The organism is Galbitalea sp. SE-J8 (assembly GCF_030345695.1).
GTDB lineage: Bacteria > Actinomycetota > Actinomycetes > Actinomycetales > Microbacteriaceae > JAUASV01.
In genome coordinates this window covers 261,022-276,939 of the sequence record NZ_JAUASV010000001.1, presented here as the reverse complement: position 1 = coordinate 276,939, position 15,918 = coordinate 261,022, and the positions used below count along the sequence as shown (strand labels likewise).

Annotated in this window: 17 protein-coding genes; 11 read left to right on the top strand and 6 right to left on the bottom strand. The window is 73.3% G+C overall.

The genetic code is table 11. The features are described from left to right. Positions 1 to 183: 183 nt before the first annotated feature. Both QT381_RS01290 and QT381_RS01285 read left to right on the top strand, forming a co-directional pair. Positions 184 to 324, top strand: coding sequence for a hypothetical protein (locus QT381_RS01290; protein ID WP_289246810.1), 141 nt, complete (start codon positions 184 to 186; stop codon positions 322 to 324). Between the two features lie 297 nt (positions 325 to 621). Continuing rightward, entirely contained in the window at positions 622 to 795 is a 174-nt protein-coding gene (locus QT381_RS01285; protein ID WP_289246869.1) for a hypothetical protein, read from the top strand. Positions 796 to 1,342: 547 nt separating this feature from the next. On the opposite strand, the gene QT381_RS01280 is transcribed toward QT381_RS01285, so the two are convergent. After that, positions 1,343 to 2,590, bottom strand: coding sequence for an aspartate aminotransferase family protein (locus tag QT381_RS01280; protein WP_289246809.1), 1,248 nt, complete (start codon positions 2,588 to 2,590; stop codon positions 1,343 to 1,345). Positions 2,591 to 2,745: 155 nt separating this feature from the next. Here QT381_RS01280 and QT381_RS01275 point away from each other — a divergent pair, with 155 nt between their 5' ends. Next, positions 2,746 to 3,684 carry a hypothetical protein gene (locus QT381_RS01275; protein ID WP_289246807.1) on the top strand — a complete coding sequence of 313 codons (939 nt, stop codon included), beginning with the start codon at positions 2,746 to 2,748 and terminating at the stop codon, positions 3,682 to 3,684. Positions 3,685 to 4,089: 405 nt separating this feature from the next. Here the strand turns inward: QT381_RS01275 and QT381_RS01270 are convergent, their stop codons facing one another. Next, the gene (locus tag QT381_RS01270; RefSeq protein ID WP_289246806.1) at positions 4,090 to 5,058 is read right to left on the bottom strand and encodes a phosphotransferase; all 969 of its coding nucleotides are present in this window, start codon (positions 5,056 to 5,058) and stop codon (positions 4,090 to 4,092) included. Between the two features lie 122 nt (positions 5,059 to 5,180). After that, positions 5,181 to 6,065 (bottom strand): cytochrome c oxidase assembly protein, encoded by an 885-nt coding sequence (locus QT381_RS01265; protein ID WP_289246804.1) that lies wholly within the window; start codon positions 6,063 to 6,065, stop codon positions 5,181 to 5,183. Positions 6,066 to 6,257: 192 nt separating this feature from the next. On the opposite strand from QT381_RS01265, the gene QT381_RS01260 reads away from it, so the two are divergent. The 4 genes from QT381_RS01260 to QT381_RS01245 all read left to right on the top strand — a co-directional run bounded on the left by QT381_RS01260 (position 6,258) and on the right by QT381_RS01245 (position 11,457). After that, positions 6,258 to 8,762, top strand: a complete 2,505-nt coding sequence (locus QT381_RS01260) for an ATP-dependent Clp protease ATP-binding subunit (RefSeq protein WP_289246802.1) — start codon at positions 6,258 to 6,260, stop codon at positions 8,760 to 8,762. A 163-nt stretch (positions 8,763 to 8,925) separates the two neighbouring features. Next, positions 8,926 to 10,092, top strand: a complete 1,167-nt coding sequence (locus QT381_RS01255; RefSeq protein WP_353889746.1) for an SLC13 family permease — start codon at positions 8,926 to 8,928, stop codon at positions 10,090 to 10,092. A 214-nt stretch (positions 10,093 to 10,306) separates the two neighbouring features. Next, the gene (locus QT381_RS01250) at positions 10,307 to 10,810 is read left to right on the top strand and encodes an amino-acid N-acetyltransferase (RefSeq protein WP_289246801.1); all 504 of its coding nucleotides are present in this window, start codon (positions 10,307 to 10,309) and stop codon (positions 10,808 to 10,810) included. Between the two features lie 47 nt (positions 10,811 to 10,857). After that, complete coding sequence (locus tag QT381_RS01245; RefSeq protein ID WP_289246799.1) at positions 10,858 to 11,457, top strand: hypothetical protein; 600 nt, start codon at positions 10,858 to 10,860, stop codon at positions 11,455 to 11,457. A gap of 46 nt (positions 11,458 to 11,503) precedes the next feature. On the opposite strand, the gene QT381_RS01240 is transcribed toward QT381_RS01245, so the two are convergent. Beyond that, the gene (locus QT381_RS01240) at positions 11,504 to 11,713 is read right to left on the bottom strand and encodes a hypothetical protein (RefSeq protein WP_289246797.1); all 210 of its coding nucleotides are present in this window, start codon (positions 11,711 to 11,713) and stop codon (positions 11,504 to 11,506) included. A 143-nt stretch (positions 11,714 to 11,856) separates the two neighbouring features. Between QT381_RS01240 and QT381_RS01235 the strand changes: the two genes are divergently transcribed. Genes QT381_RS01235 through QT381_RS01225 form a run of 3 tightly spaced genes read left to right on the top strand, consistent with a single transcriptional unit; the run spans position 11,857 to position 12,690 of the window. Next, entirely contained in the window at positions 11,857 to 12,063 is a 207-nt protein-coding gene (locus tag QT381_RS01235; protein ID WP_289246795.1) for a hypothetical protein, read from the top strand. Continuing rightward, entirely contained in the window at positions 12,060 to 12,404 is a 345-nt protein-coding gene (locus QT381_RS01230; protein WP_289246794.1) for a hypothetical protein, read from the top strand. Before QT381_RS01235 ends, QT381_RS01230 begins: the two co-directional genes overlap by 4 nt. Next, positions 12,397 to 12,690, top strand: a complete 294-nt coding sequence (locus QT381_RS01225; RefSeq protein ID WP_289246792.1) for a hypothetical protein — start codon at positions 12,397 to 12,399, stop codon at positions 12,688 to 12,690. Before QT381_RS01230 ends, QT381_RS01225 begins: the two co-directional genes overlap by 8 nt. Before the next feature lie 159 nt (positions 12,691 to 12,849). On the opposite strand, the gene radA is transcribed toward QT381_RS01225, so the two are convergent. Continuing rightward, positions 12,850 to 14,220 carry a DNA repair protein RadA gene (gene radA, locus QT381_RS01220; protein WP_289246790.1) on the bottom strand — a complete coding sequence of 457 codons (1,371 nt, stop codon included), beginning with the start codon at positions 14,218 to 14,220 and terminating at the stop codon, positions 12,850 to 12,852. Between the two features lie 159 nt (positions 14,221 to 14,379). Between radA and QT381_RS01215 the strand changes: the two genes are divergently transcribed. Continuing rightward, positions 14,380 to 14,889, top strand: a complete 510-nt coding sequence (locus tag QT381_RS01215) for a GNAT family N-acetyltransferase (RefSeq protein WP_289246788.1) — start codon at positions 14,380 to 14,382, stop codon at positions 14,887 to 14,889. Positions 14,890 to 15,161: 272 nt separating this feature from the next. Here the strand turns inward: QT381_RS01215 and QT381_RS01210 are convergent, their stop codons facing one another. Beyond that, on the bottom strand, positions 15,162 to 15,890 hold the full coding sequence (locus tag QT381_RS01210; RefSeq protein WP_289246786.1) for a DUF5666 domain-containing protein: 729 nt from the start codon (positions 15,888 to 15,890) through the stop codon (positions 15,162 to 15,164). Positions 15,891 to 15,918 lie beyond the last annotated feature (28 nt).

Sequence of the window (15,918 nt, the reverse complement as noted above, 5' to 3'; positions counted from 1 at the left end):
GTACTGCGTGAGGTGACATAACGGCGCGGCCCTCCTGCATTTCGGTCGTCGCCGCCGCGTCGAGGGACGAGTCGGGGCGAAGGGCCAGCGCGGTGCGCGGGCGCCGGATCGCGGTGCGCGGGGCGGGATGCCGGGGCACCGAGTGCGGATCGGTCGGCCGCGGGCGCGACTAGGCTTGCCGCCGTGTCTGAGCCCGGCGATCCGCAGCGCGATCCGAACGAGCGGAAGCCGGTCAGCTTCGCTCGGATCGTGATCTGGGTGGTGGTCGCTGGCATCGGCGTCTGGTACATCGCCCAGGGGTTCATCGGGATGATCGGGGACTAGGCGATGGATCGTCGCTCGTCCCGCCTCATCATGACCGCCGCGCTCGTCGGCATCCTGGTCGTCATCGCGATCGTTGCCCTCTGGCCGCGCTGACTCCCCCGCGACTTTTCGTCGATCGACGCAATTCACCGCGACGAGGCGGTCGATCGCCGCAACGCACCGACGCGCGCAACGCACCGCGCGCAACTCCTCGGGCCGCGTGACCACCGGCCCGCGCAACCCGGCCCGCGCAACGCACCCGGCCAGACCGCCGCCGATGCGACGCCGCGTTCAGCCGGGCCGCGTACTCTGGACGCCGTGATCCAGGACTACGGCTGGGCGGTCGTCTTCTCCCTTGCCCCGACGGTGCTCGTCGGGCTGCTGTTCTGGTTCATCATGCGCGCGCTGGTGCGCGCCGATCGCACCGAGCGCAAGGCCTACGCCGACATCGAGGCCGAGGAGCGCGCCCGCATCGCGCGTGATCGCGCCTAGGACACGGATGCCGCGCCCCGCCGGTCGGACGGCGCCCGAGCGTTGATCGAGCCGACGTCTCGCGGCCGCATTCGCCCGTTGGTCGAGGAGTCCGCGAGCGCAGCGAGCCGACGTCTCGAGACCACCACGGATCCTTCGGCGAGCGAGTGGTCTCGAGACGCGTCCTCGCTGCGCTCGGGCGCTCCTCGACCAGCGGAGGGGGCGCTCCTCGACCAGCGGAGGGGGCGCTCCTCGACCCGCCGGTCGGACGGCGCCCGAGCGTTGAGCGGGCCGACGTCTCGCGTCCGCATTCGCCCGTTGGTCGAGGAGTCCGCGAGCGCAGCGAGCCGACGTCTCGAGACCGCCACGGATCCTTCGGCGAGCGGGTGGTCTCGAGACGCGTCCTCGCTGCGCTCGGGCGCTCCTCGACCCGCCGGAGGGGGCGTTCCTCGACCCGCCGGAGGGGGCGTTCCTCGACCAGCGGGAGGGGGCGTTCCTCGACCAGCGAGAGGGGGCGCTCCTCGACCGGCGGGAGGGGGCGCTCCTCGCCCCGCGGCGGACGTCGGCGTCAGTCGCCGGTCCCGGCGAGGGCCGCCTCGAGCTCCGTGACGAGTCGGTCGGCGTCATCCGTCGAGAACGGCAGCGGCGGACGGATCTTGAGAACGGTGTTGTCGGCGCCGGACGCGGCGAGGAGCACGCCGCGGTCCCGCATCCGGTTCACGACGGCCACTGTGCGGTCGGTCGATCCGAGCTCGACGCCGACGTAGAGCCCGGCGCCGCGCACGTCGACGACGCCGAGCGACGCGTCGAGCCCGCGCAGCGCGGCGAGCAGGCGCCCCCCGACGAGCCGGGCGTTCTCGACGAGGCCCTCGTCGCGGATGACGTCCAGCGTCGCCTGCGCCGCGGCCATCGACACCGGGTTGCCGCCGAAGGTGTTGAAGTACCGGGCGTGCGCGCCGAACGCCTCGACGAGCTCGGGCCCGGCGAACACGGCGGCGACCGGGTGACCGTTGCCCATCGGCTTGCCGACCGTGACGAGGTCCGGCTCGAGGCCGAGGCGCTCGAAGCCCCAGAGTCCCGTGCCGAGGCGGCCGAATCCGGGCTGCACCTCGTCGGCGATCAGGAGGCCGCCGGCGGCGCGGACGTCGGCAGCGGCATCCGTCAGTCCGGCGGGGTCGGTGATCACGCCGTCGCTCGCGAGGATCGTGTCCAGGATGAGCGCCGCGGGCCGGAGGCCGTCGGCGAGCGCGGCGCGCACCGAGGCGCCGAGGTCGAGCGGGTCGACGAGTCGCGTCCAGGCCGCGATCGAGCCGACGCCGCCGAGCGACGGCGAGATCGCCGCGGTCTCGGTCGTCACGCCGTGGTACGCGTTGCGGCTCGCGAGCACGCCGTCGCGGCCCGTCGTGAGCTTCGCGATGCGCAGCGCGAGGTCGTTCGCCTCCGAGCCGGTGCAGGTGAACATCGCGTTGCCGAGGTGCGCCGGGAGGGTGGCGAGCACGTCCTCGGCGTAGTCGACGACGCCCTCGGCCAGGTAGCGCGTGTGGGTGTTGAGCGTCGCCGCCTGCTCGGCGATCGCCGCGACGACCCGCGGATGCGCGTGCCCCACCGCGGGCACGTTGTTGTACGCGTCGAGGTACTCGATGCCGTCGGCGTCCCAGACGCGCGTGCCGCGACCCCGCACGAGGTGCAGGGGACGCTCGTAGAGCAACCGGTACGCGCCGCCGAGCGCGCGCCCGCGGCGCTCCACGAGGTCGCGCTCGCGGGCCGGGAGCCCCGGAGCGTTCGCAGGATCGAAGTAGGTCACGGGGCCCGCCATGGCCACATCGTAGGCTGGCGAGCATGAGCCGGATGCTGCATCCGCGACGGGCATCGGCGCGCGTTGCGCGGGCGCGCGTTGCGGGGGCGCGCGTCGTGGGGGCGCGTCTTGTGGGGGCGTGCGTCGTGGCGGCCCGTCTTGTGGCGGCGCGTCTGGTGGCGGCGCGTCTCGTGACGGCCCGCGTCGCGGCCGCCCGACTCGTCGCTGGATGCGTGCTCGCGGGCGTGGTGGCATCCGTTCTCGGCGGGTGCGGACTCGGCGTGACCGACCGCGACCTGGTGGCGCGGCAGCTGGCGGGCCTGTCGGGCACGACGAGCACCGCCGTGACGCGGGACGACGACGGAACGGTCGCGGTCGAGGTCGGCCTCGAGCGCGACGTCGACGAGCAGCGGGTCGTCGCGATCGTGACCCGGTGGGTCGATGCCGCGCACGACATCGAGTCGCCGAGTCGGCTGCACGTCGCGGCGGCATCCGCAGGCGCGGCGGCGAGCACCCTCGATGTCGTGAGCGTCGCCGCGGACCCGGCCGCGGTCGCGCGCGCCTGGGTCGAGCTCGGCACCGTCGCGTCGGTCGCCGTGGTCGCCGACGCCGACGGCGCGCGGGCGGAGGTCGCGCCGCTGCAGCACCGCGACGCGAGCCCCGCGGCGGTCGCCGACCTCGCCGGCGCGGTGAGCGCGGTCGTCGACCCGGAGCGGATCGACTCGTGGACGTTCACGGTCGGTGCCGTGAGCCTGCTCTCGGCCGGCGGCCCGCCCGACGCGGGCCTGCTCACGACGGTCCGCGGGTTCGACGACGCGTGGCGGGTGCGCGCGGACGACGCCGGCGCGTCCCTCGACATCACCGCGACGACGGATGCCGGCCTCGCCCTCGACCTGGACCTCGCGCCCGACGCCCTCGCCGACCTCGACGACGCGGCGCTCGCCGCGGCCCTGCCCGAGTCCGACGCGTGGCGGGTCGCCGTCGCCCTCGACCGCGCGCTGCCGGACGGGGCGACGCTCGACGTCACGGCGTTCGGCGGGTCCGTGGTCGCGAGCGCCGGCGCCGGCTCGTGCGGCGGTCCGCTCGCCCCGGCGCTCGACGCCGCCTGCGCGTAGCCGCGCGTCGGCGTGCGTCAGGGGCGGGGCCCCTGGGCGGCGTCGCGCCCAAGCGGTGTCGTGTCGCCCCCGAGCGGCGTCGCTCCCGAAAACGAAGGAGCCTGCGTCCTCTGCGGGCGGATCGGGCGGCTATTTGGCCGATTCGCGCGCGTCCTCCTTCGTTTTCGGACCGCAGCTGATCGGAGATGCCACCGCTGGTCGAGGAGCGCCGGAGCGGAGCGAGGTCGCGTCTCGAGACCACCACGGTTCGTGGTGGGCGTTGGTTTCGAGACGCCTGCTCGCTTCGCTCGCGGGCTCCTCAACCAACGGCGTGGGGCCGGCCGCTGGTGGGCGTTGGTTTCGAGGCGCCGGCTTGCTTCGCTCGCGGGCTCCTCAACCAACGAGTGCGGCCGGCCGGGGCCGCCGCTACCCGAGCGACGCGAGCTGCGTGCGCGAGCGCTCGAGCCCCGCGATCGGCAGCGGCGTCCCGGTGCGCAGCGCGGCCGACGTGCCGAGCAGGATGCGCTGCACGAGCCGTCCGCGCACGAGCGCCGGCAGGGCGGCGAGCTCGGCATCCGTCAGGGCGACGTGCCGGCGGTACCCCTCGACGACCGGCTCGATCGACGCCCACCCGACGGCCGGGTCGACGAGGTAGCTCGCGGTGATCGCGAGGTCGGCGACGCGCCAGGTGCGCACCGCATCCCCGAAGTCGAGGATGCCGACGACGAAGTCCGCAGCGCCCGGGTCGACGACGACGTTGTGGTGGTTGAGATCGTTGTGCACGACCTGGCGCGGCAGCTCGGCGAACCCCGGAGCGGCCGCGACGAACGCGTCGAACGCCCCGGCGAGGTCGGGCGCGAGCTCGACGAGAGCGGCGAGCTCGGGCAGCCGCGCCAGATCCCACGCGTGCGCGCGCTCGTCGGCGGGATGCCCGAACCCCTCGAGCGCCGCGCTCAGCCGTCCGTTCGCGGCGCCGAGCGCGCGCAGGTGCCCGGCGGTCGGCTCGACCTCGCTGAGCATCCGCCCGGGCAGCCAGCTCAGCACGCGCGTCACCCGGACGCGGCCGCCGGCGCCGACGAGCGTGGGCTCGATCTCGCCATCGACGCTCGGCAGAACGCGCTGCACCGGCAGCGCCGGATCGACGTCGCCCGCCCACGCCATCGCCGCGGTCTGCAGGTTGACCTCGAGCGGATCGTCGTCCGGGTGGGCGACCTTGAGCACGAACTCGCCGTCCGGGCTCTCCACCCGGAACGTGTCGTCGCGCTCGCTCTCGAGCCGGCGGAGCGCGGGAGAACGGATGCCGTACCGGTTCCGCAGCACGCCCGCGGCATCCGCCTCGGTCATCGCCGCGAACGGCGCTCCGAGGGCGTCGGCGAGTCCGGGGGCATCCGTCATGCGCCGACGCTAGCGCGCCCGCCGCCCCAGCGCGCCCGCCGCCCCCGCGCGCCCGCCCGCGCGGGTGCCGACACTAGCCCGCGCGCCGGCCGGCCTCGCGCCGGCCCGCGCAGGCGCCGACGCTAACCCGCCGGCCCGCGCAGGTGCTGCTGCACGAGCGCGTCCATCTCCGCGTCGCTCAGCTCGTCGAACCGCCGCGCCTCGCGCCGGTCGTTGCGCATCCACTGCACGATGAACACCGCGAGCACGGGCACGTCGACGATCTCGGCGATGAACCAGAGCAGATCGCCGGAGAGCTGCTGATCGCGCAGCGGGTTCGGGAACCAGCCCGGCACGGCGCCGGTCGCGCGTCCGGCCTGGTCGAGCACCGTGCCGTTGAGCCGCAGCAGGATGCCGGGCAGCGCGTCGAGCAGCAGCTCGATGAACGCGAGCATGAACTCGATCACTACGATGCGCTTCGCGCTCACCTCCCCGTCGCCCGCGAGCGGCAGCACGAGCAGCAGTCCGACGAACGGCACGAGCACCGGGATGAGCGCCTCGCTCACCGGGCTCAGCCGCAGCACGCCCGCGATCGGCGTGAGCAGCAGCGAGAACACCGCGAGCGCGAACAGCGGCGCGACGATGGGGTTGCCGACCAGGCGCATCGCCCACGAGCCGACGATGCGCTCGAATCGCCTGAGCGCGTCACCGCGCAGGGCACGCCGGGCGAGCGTCACGGGCTTGCCGACGGTCAGCAGCCCGGGCACCGCGAACAGGTCGAGGGCGAGGCGGGTGCTGAACGCCCAGCGCAGCTCCCCGCTCCACGCGCCGAGGAAGCCGAACTCGACGATCGCGAACAGCCCGAGTCCGCCGAGCAGGAAGCCGGTGGTGCGCCATCCGCTCCACCGCTCGCCCCGGCGATGGAGTGTCACGAGCCCGGCGACGTACAGGCCGCCGGCCAGCAGCAGCACGGCGAGCGCGACGGGCGAGAACCGCCACGTGGTGACGAGGTCGACGAGAGGGGGCATGGACTCCTGCCCGCGGATCGGCACGGGCGCTCCGCATGCTAGCGCCGCCCGCTGAGCGCGCGGCATCCCTCCCCCGCCCGCCCGGCTCGCCGCGGTTCACGCCGACGGCGAACACGCCCGAATCGCCGCGGGGCGCGACGTACTCTCGATGCATCGGCGCCGCATCCGCATCGGTGCCAGGGGAGACAGCACATGTTCGAACGCTTCACCGACCGAGCCCGCCGCGTCGTCGTCCTCGCCCAGGAAGAGGCGAAGATGCTGAACCACAACTACATCGGCACCGAGCACATCCTGCTCGGCCTCATCCATGAGGGCGAGGGTGTCGCGGCGAAGGCGCTCGAGTCGCTCGGCATCTCGCTCGACGCGGTGCGCGAGCAGGTGCAGGACATCATCGGCCAGGGGCAGACGCAGCCGACCGGGCACATCCCGTTCACGCCGCGCGCCAAGAAGGTGCTCGAGCTGAGCCTGCGCGAGGCGCTGCAGCTCGGCCACAACTACATCGGCACGGAGCACATCCTGCTCGGCCTCATCCGCGAGGGCGAGGGCGTCGCCGCTCAGGTGCTCGTCAAGCTCGGCGCCGACCTCAACAAGGTGCGCCAGCAGGTCATCCAGCTGCTCTCGGGCTACCAGGGCAAGGAGGCCGTCGCCGTCGGCGGCACCGAGCAGCAGGCCGACAAGGGCTCGCAGGTGCTCGACCAGTTCGGCCGCAACCTCACCCAGGCGGCCCGCGAGGGCAAGCTCGACCCGGTCATCGGGCGCGAGAAGGAGGCGGAGCGGGTCATGCAGATCCTCTCCCGCCGGTCGAAGAACAACCCGGTGCTGATCGGCGAGCCCGGCGTCGGCAAGACCGCCGTCGTCGAGGGCCTCGCCCAGGCGATCGTCAAGGGCGACGTGCCCGAGACGCTCAAGGACAAGCAGCTCTACTCGCTCGACCTCGGCTCGCTCATCGCGGGCAGCCGCTACCGCGGCGACTTCGAGGAGCGCCTGAAGAAGGTCACCAAGGAGATCCGCACGCGCGGCGACATCATCGTCTTCATCGACGAGATCCACACGCTCGTCGGTGCGGGCGCCGCCGAGGGCGCGATCGACGCGGCCTCGATCCTGAAGCCGCTCCTCGCGCGCGGCGAGCTGCAGACCATCGGCGCGACCACGCTCGACGAGTACCGCAAGCACTTCGAGAAGGATGCCGCCCTCGAGCGCCGCTTCCAGCCGGTGCAGGTGAGCGAGCCGAACCTGCCGCACGCGATCAACATCCTCAAGGGACTCCGCGACAAGTACGAGGCGTTCCACAAGGTGTCGATCACGGATGGCGCGCTCGTGGCCGCCGCGAACCTCGCCGACCGCTACGTGCAGGACCGTTTCCTGCCGGACAAGGCCATCGACCTGATCGACGAGGCCGGCGCGCGTCTGCGGCTCAGCATCCTGTCCGCTCCGCCGGAGCTGCGCGAGTTCGACGAGAAGATCGCCACGGTGCGCGGCCAGAAGGAGGCTGCGATCGAGGACCAGGACTTCGAGAAGGCCGCGAGCCTGCGCGACGAGGAGAAGAAGCTGCTCGGCGAGCGGCTGCGCCTCGAGAAGCAGTGGAAGGCGGGCGAGGTCGGCGCGTCCGGCACCGTCGACGAGGGACTGATCGCGGAGGTGCTCGCGCAGGCGACCGGCATCCCGGTGTTCAAGCTCACCGAGGAGGAGAGCTCGCGCCTCATCTTCATGGAGCAGGCGCTGCACCAGCGCGTCATCGGTCAGGAGCAGGCGATCAGCGTGCTCGCGAAGACCATCCGCCGCACGCGCGCCGGCCTCAAGGACCCGAAGCGTCCCTCGGGCTCGTTCATCTTCGCCGGTCCCACCGGCGTCGGGAAGACCGAGCTCGCGAAGGCGCTCGCCGAGTTCCTGTTCGACGACGAGGACGCCCTCATCTCGCTCGACATGAGCGAGTACGGCGAGAAGCACACCGTCTCGCGACTGTTCGGCGCCCCTCCCGGGTTCGTCGGCTTCGAGGAGGGCGGCCAGCTCACCGAGAAGGTGCGCCGCAAGCCGTTCAGCGTCGTGCTGTTCGACGAGATCGAGAAGGCGCACCCCGACATCTTCAACTCGCTGCTCCAGATCCTGGAGGAGGGACGTCTGACGGATGGGCAGGGTCGCGTCGTCGACTTCAAGAACACCGTGATCATCATGACGACCAACCTCGGCACGAAGGACATCACGGGCGGCCCGGTCGGCTTCACCATCGCCGGCAACGCCGAGGTGAGCTACGGCGCGATGCGCGGCAAGGTGGTCGAGGAGCTCAAGAAGCACTTCAAGCCCGAGTTCCTCAACCGCGTCGACGAGACGATCGTGTTCCCCCAGCTCACGCAGGAGGAGCTGCTGCAGATCGTCGACCTGTTCATCAAGCGCCTCAGCTCGCGCCTCATGGACCGCGATCTCACGATCGTGCTCTCGACGGCCGCGAAGGAGCAGCTCATCAAGGTGGGCTTCGACCCGACGCTCGGTGCGCGCCCGCTGCGCCGTGCCGTGCAGCACGAGGTCGAGGACCGGCTGAGCGAGAAGATCCTGCACGGCGAGCTCGACGCGGGCGACCACATCGCGGTCGACTACGTCGACGGGGAGTTCACCTTCGACACGACCCGCCAGCCCGGTCGCGAGCTCGAGACCGTCGGAGCGCCGGCAACGGATGCCGCGGGCGCCGCGATCGAGGAGTGAGACCCGCGTAACGCGAGAGACGGGGGCGGATGCTGCGGCATCCGCTCCCGTTGTCGCGCCCGGGCCGCCCAGCCACGGCCCGGGTGGCGGACGGGGCTCCGGGCTCGGTGCGGGGGTCGACCCGCGGCCGCGGCCCGGCCGCCGCGGGCGTTACGCTCGGCACATCGCCCGGATCATCCGTCCTCTCATCGCACTCGCCCTCGGGTCGGCGGCGGTCGTGCTCGTCGCCACGGGAACGCTTCCCGCGACGGATGCGGGTGCGCTCGCCGGGCGCGTCGTGCCGGTGCTGCTCTTCGTCGTCGGCATCACGGTCGTGGCTGAGCTCGCGGCGGAGGCGGGCGTGTTCGACCTGGTCTCGCACGCGTTCGCTCGCGTCGCCCGGGGCCGGGTGCCGCTGCTGTGGGCGCTCGTCGTGGTCCTCGCGGTGCTGTCGACCGCGTTCCTGTCGCTCGACACGACGGCGGTGCTCGTCACGCCCGTCGTCGTGGTGCTCGCTCGGCAGGTGGGCATCCCGCCGATCCCGTTCGCGATGGCCACGGTCTGGCTCGCGAACACCGCGTCGCTGCTGCTGCCGGTCTCGAACCTGACCAACCTGCTCGCGGCCGGGCTCCTCGACCGGGATGCCCCGGGCTTCCTCGCGCTCGCCTGGGCGCCCGCGCTCGTCGGCGTCGTGCTCCCGGTGCTCGTGCTGTCCGTGCGCTACCGCCGCATCCTGGCCGGGTCGTTCACGCCGCTGCCGCGCGAGCACAGCAGGGACCGGGTGCTGCTGGTCGCGGCATCCGTCGTCGTGGCGGCGCTCGTGCCGCTGCTCGTGAGCGGCGTGCCCGTCGAGTATCCGGCGCTCGCCGCGGCGGTCGTGCTCATCGCGCTGTTCGTCGTGCGTCGCCGGTCGGCGCTCGCCTGGTCGATGGCGCCGTGGTTCCCGGTGCTCGTGGCGGGCGGGCTGTTCGTCGTCGTCGCCACCATGCACGCGCGCGGGCTCGCGGATGCCGTCACGGCCTGGGCGGGCGGGGGCACCTCCGCCGGCGACCTCGTGCGCCTCGCGGCGACCGGTGCCGTGGCGGCGAACGGCATCGACAACCTGCCGGCGTATCTCGTGCTCGAGCCCGCGGCGGCCGGCGACCCGACCCGGCTCGTGGCGCTGCTCATCGGCGTGAACCTCGGGCCGCTCGTGACGCCGTGGGCATCGCTCGCGGCGCTGCTCTGGCACGAGCGGCTCGCATCCCTCGGCGTCGGCGTGCGCTGGCGGTCGTACTCGCTCGCGGGGCTCGGGCTCGTCGTCGTGCTCGTGCCGCTCGCCGCGCTCGCGCTCGCGATCACGGCCGACTGACCGCGCTCGCGGGCGCCGCGGCGCACGGCTCGACCCGCCCGAAACGCCGGCGCCCGCAACGCCGGCACCCGAAAACGGGGTGCCCCGAAAACGGGGTGCCCCGAAAACGAAGGAGGGCGAACCCGTTTCGACGCTGTACGCCCCCGACCCGGGCCGGAACGCGGCGAACTCCTTCGTTTTCGGGACCCGGTCCGCGCGACGCTACTGTGAAGGCGTGACCGGCATCAGCGTCCGCCGCGCGCGCACGAGCGACATCCCCGTCATCCTCGGGCTCATCGAGCCGCTCGTGCAGCAGCGCATCCTGCTCGGTAAGGAGCGCGTCGCGCTCTATGAGGCGGTGCAGGAGTTCCGCATCGCCGAGGACGAGGCGGGCGACCCCGTCGGCTGCGGCGCGATCCACGTGTTCTGGGAGGACCTCGGCGAGGTGCGCACCCTCGCGGCGGTCGACGGATGGCGTGGCCGCGGCGTCGGGCACGCCCTGCTCGAGCGCCTCGAGTCCGACGCCCGCGACCTCGGGCTGTCGCGGCTGTTCTGCCTGACCTTCGAGACGGCGTTCTTCGCCCGGCACGGTTTCGTCGAGGTGCCCGAGCGCATCGTCGACCCGGAGACCTACGCCGAGCTCGTGCGGAGCCCGGATGAGGGCGTCGCCGAGTTCCTGGACCTGTCCAGGGTCAAGCAGAACACGCTGGGCAACTCCAGGATGTTGAAGCACCTCTAGCGCGTCGCTGCCGGGCGTCGCGCGTCGCGCGGCCTACCCTGGGCGGCATGTCGACGTTCCGTCATCCGGTCGGTTCGCAACCACCGAACGTCTATTGGCGACGCCGTCTGGTCGTCGGCATCGGCGCGCTCGTCGTGCTCATCGTGATCCTGCTCATCGTGTTCGTGCCGAAGGGCGGCACCCCGGCGACGCAGCACACGTCGAACCCGCCCACCGACCCGAGCACGTCCGCGACGGCCCCGGCGTGCGCCGCCGACGCGCTCACCGTGACCGCGTCGTCGGACAAGGCGAAGTATGCGGCCGGCGAGCTGCCCCAGCTCTCCTACACGGTCACGAACAACGGCGCCGCAGCGTGCACGATCGACGCCGACCCGACGAAGCAGGAGTTCCTGATCACGAGCGGCAAGCAGAAGGAGAAGTACTGGTCGTCGAAGGACTGCCAGACGGATGCCGCGACCGCCGTGCCGTACACGATCGAGGCCGGCAAGGACGTCAGTTCGAGCGTGCCGGTCGAGTGGGACCGCACGCGCTCCTCGACCACGACGTGCGACGGCGGGCGCACGGCCGTGCCGTCCGGCGCGACGTACCAGCTGACCATCACGATCGACGGGGTCGCGTCCAAGCCGATCGACATCGTCCTCAGCTGAGGACGGGGCGCATCGCGGGTGAGGGCGGTGCGGCATCGCGGTCGGGTCAGGCGGTGATGATCGCCATCGCGCGGGCGAACTCGTCGTCGTCGAGGGCGATGCTCGCGTCCGCGAGCCGATCGCGCAGAGTGGTCTCGGCATCCGGGGCGGAGCCCAGCAGGTGGTCGGCGCGCACCTGCCGCACGAGGCCGGCGACCTGCTCGGGGAGGCCGGCGTCCGCGGAGCCGGGCTCGATCGGGTGGTTCTGAGTGCTCATGCAGCGATGGTGCACCGGCGTGCCGCGCGCGGATGCGGCCGCAGCGGTTCTCCCGGTCAACGCGAGGCTGCGACGGTGAGCGTCGGGTGTGAGTCGCCGTGGCGCGGGTGCGCCGGTCGGCGCGCGGGGGGTGGACTGGGCGGATGAGCGACACGACCGACAGCACGACGAACACGGACCCGTATTCGGGCGGGGAGCTTCCCGCTGACCCGGACCTCGCGCCGGCCCCCGACGACGTCAAGGACGACGCTGTCAAGCACGACGAGGACGCCGGTGAGGGCGCCGACGAGAAGCTCGAGAACGTGCTCCCCGAGGGCACGCGCGCCGACCGCGAGGAGCCGCTGCCATGAGCGACGAGCAGCACGACCCCGCGGACGAGCCGTCGTACCGGCAGCTCGGCGAGGCCGGCAACCCGTTCAGGCGCGGCGGCTCGGGAGCGTCCGACGAGCCCGGCGGCGACCTCGAGGTCGACGTGGCCGCGGAGAGCGAGCCCGGCGTCCACCGGCGGTCGGATGACGAGGTCGCCGCGGAGGGCGAGCCCGGCGTCCACCGGTGGTCGGATGACGAGGTCGCCGCGGAGAGCGAGCCCGGCGTTCACCGGCGGTCGGATGACGAGGTCGCCGCGGAGAGCGAGCCCGGCGTTCACCGGCGGTCGGATGACGAGGTCGATCGGGCCGATCGCCATGACTGACGAGCCGACCCCCGAGCAGCCACCGCCGGGCGCTCCCGAGGAGCCCGGCACTCGGCCGGCGGGCGATCCGCCCTCGCTGCCCGACACCGATCCGCCGTCGCTGCCGGCCACCGAACCGCCGGCCTCGCCGTCCGACACTGATCAGCCGGCGTCGCCGTCCGACACCGATCGGCCGGCCCTGCCCGACGGCGGGCCCGATCGGCAGTTCCCCGAGGATCATCCGGACCGAGCGGATGTCGCTCCCGCCGACCTCGACGTCGACAGCGACCACGTCGTGAGCGACTGACGCCCACGCCCACGCCCACGCCCACGCCCGCACCCGCGCCCGCGTCCACGCCCGCGCCGCCGCCGCGGACGGGGCGTGCCCCGCCGCCAACGAAGCGCCGAGAGCGCCGCGGATCGCCGGGAGTGCCGGGGAGTGCCGGGGAAGCCGGGAGCCGCCGGGTCAGAACGCGGGGACGTCGTCGAGGCGTCCGGCGCCGCCCCGCGTGGGGGGCGCCGCCGCCCAGGCGCGCCGCAGCGCCTCGTTGACGTGCGCGGCATCCGCGTCGATGAGCGTCGAGAAGCCCAGTCGCCGCGCCTCGCTCGCGCGCTGCCGGGCGCTCGCCGCCGGGCGGATCTCGCCCGCGAGGCTGATCTCGCCGACGGCCGCCTGGGTGATCGCGAACGGACGGTCCTTCGCGGCGCTCGCGAGCGCGAGGGCGATCGCGAGGTCGGCGCCGGGCTCCGTGAGCCGGATGCCGCCGACCGTCGAGACGTAGACGTCGTGGTCGCCGAGCCGGATGTTCGCCCGGCGTTCGAGCACGGCGAGCAGCATCGCGACGCGGCTGCCGTCGACGCCGTTGACCACCCGGCGGGGCTGCGGCGCCTTCGAGTCGACGATGAGCGCCTGCACCTCCACCGGCAGGGCGCGGCGACCCTCGACGGCGATCGTCACGCACGTGCCGCTCACGGGCGTGCGGGCGCGCGACAGGAACAGCCCCGACGGGTCGGGCACCTGCGCGATGCCCTCGCCGGTCATCTCGAAGCAGCCGACCTCATCCGTCGGCCCGAAGCGGTTCTTGAGCGCGCGCACGAAGCGCAGCGCGGTCTGCCGGTCGCCCTCGAAATGCAGCACGACGTCGACGAGGTGCTCGAGCAGGCGCGGGCCGGCGATCGTGCCGTCCTTCGTGACGTGCCCGACGAGCAGCACGGGGATCGCGCGGTCCTTCGCGACCCGGATGAGCGTCGACGCGACCTCGCGCACCTGCGACGGGCCGCCCGCGATCCCCTCCGAGAGGGCGGACGACACGGTCTGCACGCTGTCGACGATGACGAGCTGGGGTGCGACCTCGTCGATCTGGCCGAGGATCGTCGCGAGGTCGGTCTCGCTCGCCAGGTAGAGGCTCGGCACGAGCGCGCCCGTGCGGGAGGCGCGCAGCCGCACCTGGCTCGCCGACTCCTCCGCGCTCACGTAGAGCACGCGGCGACCGGCGGATGCGGCGCGCGCCGCGACCTCGAGCAGCAGCGTGGACTTGCCCACGCCCGGTTCGCCCGACAGCAGGATCGCGGCGCCCGGCACGACGCCGCCGCCGAGCACGCGGTCGAACTCGCCGATTCCCGTCGGGGCGTGCTCGGCATCCGTCGCGCTCACCTCGGTGATCGGCACCGCGACGCGGGCCGCCGCGAGGCGGGCTGGAGCGACCCCGCGGGCGGGGGCGGCATCCGTGACGTCGACGAGCGTGTTCCAGGCGCGGCACTCGGCGCACTGGCCGACCCACCTCGGCGTGGTCCAGCCGCAGTCCGCGCAGCGGAAGGCGGAGGAGACGCGGGCCATGGGCGCCAGCATAGGTGTCGCCCACGACACCGACAGCCCCGGCGCGCAGCGGTGTAAAACCTGCGTGAATTCACTGTTTCGTGAGGAGCAGACCGATCGGTCGTCGTTCGGCCGATCGCTAGCATCCAGACCATGGGGGAAGTAATACGACGCGCCGAGTTGGGTGATGCTCCGGCGCTCGGGAAGTTGCACGCGTACTGCTGGATGGAGCTCTACTCCTCCCAGCTTTCCAAAGAGGTGCTCGGTCAGCTCAGCATCGAGACGATGACGAGCCTCTGGGAGAAGTTCGTGTCGCGCGGCGACCCGTACATCCAGTACGTCGCCGAGGTCGACGGCGAGGTGCTCGGGTTCGTCGGCATCGGGCCCGGCCGCGAGGACGGTGACGAGCGCTTCAAGGAGCTCTACTTCATCTACGTCGCCCCGAAGGCGCGCAGGACCGGCCTCGGCCAGCGCCTGCTCGCGCAGGCCGACCCCGACTACATGTGGCTGTGGGAGGGCCTGAAGTCGACGCGCAAGTTCTACGACAAGCGCGGCTTCAAGCCCGAGGTGGTGCGGGCCGTGCGCGGCATGGGCAACCGCACCCGGGCGAGCAGCATGTTCGGCTCCTACTTCACCGAGTACCGCATCGTGCGCACGGCGCCGCGGGCGCAGCAGGCCGTCGCGGTCTGACGCGGGCCGGGTCGACCGCGGGCGGGGCGGCCGAGGGCGGTCGTCGTCGGGGCGGGTCGTCCAAGGGCGGTCGTCGTCGGGGCGTCCGGCCGCAGAGTTCGGGCCGTCGGCGGGTCCCGGCGAGCGGATGCCGCAGCATCCGCGCGCCCCCCGCAGCATCCGCTCGCGCCCTGCTGCTTCGCTCGCGCCCTGCTGCTTCGCTCGCGCCCTGCTGCTTCGCTCGCGCCCTGCTGCTTCGCTCGCGCTCCGTTGCTTCGCTGCCCGGGGCGCGGTCAGCCGTTGGAACCGGAGCCGCTGCCCGGGCCGGATCCCTCACCGCTTCGCCCACCGAGGCCGGCGAACGGGGAGTCGCCCTCGGTGATGGCGGTCGCGGAGACGTTGCCGTCGGCATCCTTCTCTCCGCGGATCGTGACGGTGTCCCCCTCGGCGAGGTCGCTCACGCTGCCCGAAGTCGACTCGGTGACGGTCGTGTCGCCGCTGGTCGTGACGGTCACGGTCGAGCCGTCCTTCGTCGTCACGGTGAGCGTGCCGTCGTCGTTCTTCGTCACCGTGCCGGTCGTGAAGCCGCCGCCGAAGCCGCCGCCGCCCGAGCCGCCGCCGGGTCGGTTCGTGCTCGATCCGCCGGGGAAGCCCGATCCGCCGCCGGAACCCTGGCCGCCGGGGCCCGAGCCGCCGAAACCCTGGCCGGCGCGGAAGCCGCCGCCCGCTCCGCCGTGAGAGTTCGCGAGGTTCTGCCCGATGAGCACGCCCCCGAACAGGCCGACGGCGAGCAGGGCGACGCCCGCGAGGATCGGCGTGACGAACCGTCCCGCGCCGCGCTTCCTGCCGCCCGGCGTCGGGGGGGCGCCGGGCGTTTTAGGCGCGCCGGGCGTCTCGGGCGCGCCGGGCGTCGCGGGGACTCCGCTGGCCGCAGGGCTGCCGGGGGCGCCGGGCACGGCATCCGAATTCGAAGGAGAAGCCGCGGGCTTCGGCGTCTCGGGGGCGTTCTCGGGGCTGGACATGGGTGGAACTCCTTCGTTTTCGGGGGTG

Coding starts and splice junctions, on each gene's coding strand:
- QT381_RS01280 (WP_289246809.1), bottom strand. CDS start 2,590: ATGGCGGGCCCCGTGACCTACTTCGATCCTGCGAACGCTCCGGGGCTC.
- QT381_RS01270 (WP_289246806.1), bottom strand. CDS start 5,058: ATGACGGATGCCCCCGGACTCGCCGACGCCCTCGGAGCGCCGTTCGCG.
- QT381_RS01265 (WP_289246804.1), bottom strand. CDS start 6,065: ATGCCCCCTCTCGTCGACCTCGTCACCACGTGGCGGTTCTCGCCCGTC.
- QT381_RS01260 (WP_289246802.1), top strand. CDS start 6,258: ATGTTCGAACGCTTCACCGACCGAGCCCGCCGCGTCGTCGTCCTCGCC.
- QT381_RS01245 (WP_289246799.1), top strand. CDS start 10,858: ATGTCGACGTTCCGTCATCCGGTCGGTTCGCAACCACCGAACGTCTAT.
- QT381_RS01240 (WP_289246797.1), bottom strand. CDS start 11,713: ATGAGCACTCAGAACCACCCGATCGAGCCCGGCTCCGCGGACGCCGGC.
- QT381_RS01235 (WP_289246795.1), top strand. CDS start 11,857: ATGAGCGACACGACCGACAGCACGACGAACACGGACCCGTATTCGGGC.
- QT381_RS01230 (WP_289246794.1), top strand. CDS start 12,060: ATGAGCGACGAGCAGCACGACCCCGCGGACGAGCCGTCGTACCGGCAG.
- QT381_RS01225 (WP_289246792.1), top strand. CDS start 12,397: ATGACTGACGAGCCGACCCCCGAGCAGCCACCGCCGGGCGCTCCCGAG.
- radA (WP_289246790.1), bottom strand. CDS start 14,220: ATGGCCCGCGTCTCCTCCGCCTTCCGCTGCGCGGACTGCGGCTGGACC.
- QT381_RS01210 (WP_289246786.1), bottom strand. CDS start 15,890: ATGTCCAGCCCCGAGAACGCCCCCGAGACGCCGAAGCCCGCGGCTTCT.